Source organism: Curtobacterium sp. B18 (assembly GCF_000333375.1).
Lineage (GTDB): Bacteria > Actinomycetota > Actinomycetes > Actinomycetales > Microbacteriaceae > Curtobacterium.
Window position 1 is genome coordinate 1 of sequence record NZ_BACZ01000690.1, and the last position, 2,673, is coordinate 2,673.

Annotated in this window: 2 protein-coding genes; both read left to right on the top strand. The window is 69.9% G+C overall.

What is annotated here, in order from left to right; translation table 11 throughout:
* Positions 1–1,588 (top strand): GTP-binding protein (locus tag I5E_RS18435; RefSeq protein WP_022908288.1); only part of this gene is annotated, 1,588 nt, incomplete at its 5' end.
* A 90-nt stretch (positions 1,589–1,678) separates the two neighbouring features.
* On the top strand, positions 1,679–2,673 hold a 995-nt coding region (locus I5E_RS18440; protein ID WP_042724049.1), incomplete at its 3' end, for an amidohydrolase.

Genomic DNA, 2,673 nt, shown 5'->3' on the forward strand with positions numbered 1-2,673 from the left:
TCTCGTCGACGCATCAGAGGGCCCGCTGCCCCAGACCCGCTTCGTGCTCCGCAAGGCGCTCGCCGCGAAGCTCCCGGTGATCCTGCTCGTCAACAAGACGGACCGCCCGGACTCCCGCATCGACGAGGTCGTGTCCGAGTCGCAGGACCTCCTGCTCGGGCTCGCCTCCGACCTGTCGGACGAGGTCGACGACCTCGACCTCGACGCGATCCTCGACGTCCCGGTGGTCTACGCCTCGGGTCGCGCCGGTGCCGCGTCGCGCAACAAGCCGGAAGACGGCTCGCTGCCCGACAACGACGACCTCGAGCCCCTGTTCGAGGCGATCCTGCAGCACGTCCCGGCCCCGAAGTACGACGACGAGCACCCCCTGCAGGCGCACGTCACGAACCTCGACGCCTCGCCCTTCCTCGGTCGCCTCGCGCTCCTGCGCATCTTCCACGGCACCATGAAGAAGGGCCAGACGGTCGCGTGGGTCAAGCACGACGGCAGCGTCGTGAACGCCCGCATCACCGAGCTGCTCGTCACCAAGGCACTCGAGCGCTACCCGGCCGAGTCCGCGGGCCCCGGTGACATCGTCGCCGTCGCCGGCTTCGACACCATCACCATCGGTGAGACCCTGACCGACCCCGAGGATGTCCGTCCGCTGCCGACCATCACGGTCGACGACCCGGCGATCTCGATGACGATCGGCACGAACACGTCGCCGCTGGTCGGCAAGGTCAAGGGCCACAAGCTCACCGCCCGCATGGTGAAGGACCGCCTCGACCGCGAGCTCATCGGCAACGTCTCGCTCAAGGTCCTCGACATCGGTCGTCCCGACGCGTGGGAGGTCCAGGGGCGTGGCGAGCTCGCGCTGGCCATCCTCGTCGAGCAGATGCGTCGCGAGGGCTTCGAGCTCACCGTCGGCAAGCCGCAGGTCGTCACCAAGCGTGACGAGGACGGCAAGCTGCAGGAGCCGTACGAGCACATGACGATCGACACGCCGGAGGAGCACCTCGGCGCGATCACGCAGCTCATGGCCGCGCGCAAGGGTCGCATGGAGAACATGACGAACCACGGCACCGGCTGGATCCGCATGGAGTTCATCGTGCCGTCGCGTGGCCTGATCGGCTTCCGCACCGCGTTCCTCACCGAGACCCGCGGCACCGGCATCGCCAACGCGATCTCGCACGGCTACGCCGAGTGGGCCGGCCCGATCCAGACCCGTGTCAACGGCTCGATCGTGTCCGACCGCTCCGGTGTGGTCACGCCGTTCGCGATCACGAACCTGCAGGAGCGGATGACGTTCTTCGTCAACCCCACCGAAGAGGTCTACGAGGGCATGGTCATCGGCGAGAACTCGCGCGCCGACGACATGGACGTCAACATCACGAAGGAGAAGAAGCTCACGAACATGCGTTCGGCGAACGCCGACTCGTTCGAGTCGATGACGCCGTCGCGCCAGCTCTCCCTCGAGGAGTGCCTCGAGTTCGCGCGCGAGGACGAGTGCGTCGAGGTCACCCCCGACGCCGTGCGCATCCGCAAGGTCGAGCTCGACGCGCAGGCTCGCCAGCGCGCCTACGCCCGGTTGAAGCGTCAGGACGCGTAAGCGGTCCATCCAGGAGGCGCGACTCGCGTCCGACGGCCCGGTCACCTCGTCCGAGGTGGCCGGGCCGTCGTCGGATGTAGCGTGGTGCGCGTGACTCTCGACCTCCTCTCGCTGTACCAGGACCTCCACGCACACCCCGAGCTCGGCTTCCAGGAGCACCGCACCGCGGGCATCGTCGCCGACCGGCTCGAGGCGATCGGCGGGATCAAGGTCACCACGGGCATCGGCGGCACCGGTGTCGTCGGCGTCCTGGCGAACGGCGACGGGCCGGTCGTCTGGCTCCGCGCCGACATGGACGGACTGCCGGTCCAGGAGCGCACCGGCCTGCCGTACGCCAGCGAGCACCACGGCACCGACGAGGACGGCAACGACGTCCCGACGATGCACGCGTGCGGCCACGACATCCACGTGACGTGGCTGCTCGGCACCCTCGAACGCCTCGCCGCGACCACCGGCGACTGGCACGGCACGGTCGTCGGCGTCTTCCAGCCCGCGGAAGAGGTCATCTCCGGCGCGCGGGCGATGGTCGAGGACGGGCTCGTCGACCGCTTCCCGAAGCCGGACGTCGTGCTCGGGCAGCACTCCGCGCCGGCACCGGTCGGCATCGTCGCCGTCGGCAGCGGCCCCGTGATGGCGTCGAGCGACCGGCTGACCGTCACGTTCAACGGCCGTGGTGCGCACGGTTCCGCCCCGCAGGCCTCGCTCGACCCGGTCGTCACGGCGGCGTCGGCGGTCGTCCGCCTGCAGACCGTGGTCTCGCGTGAGGTCTCGCCGAGCGACGCCGGCGTCGTCACCGTCGGCAGCTTCCACGCCGGCACCCGTGCGAACATCATCCCCGACCAGGCCGTCATCGAGATCTCCACGCGTGCCCGCAACGAGGAGACCCGTGAGCGGATCATCGCCTCGATCGAGCGCATCGTCCGCGCCGAGAGCGAGGCCGGCGGACTGCCGGAGCCGACGATCGTGCGCGCACCCGGCGCCGAAGTCACCGTGAACGACGTCGAGGCCGCCCAGGTCGTGCTCGACGCGATCCGCGCCGAGGTCCCCGGCGCGCGAGACCTCGAGATCGGGTTGGCGATGGCGTC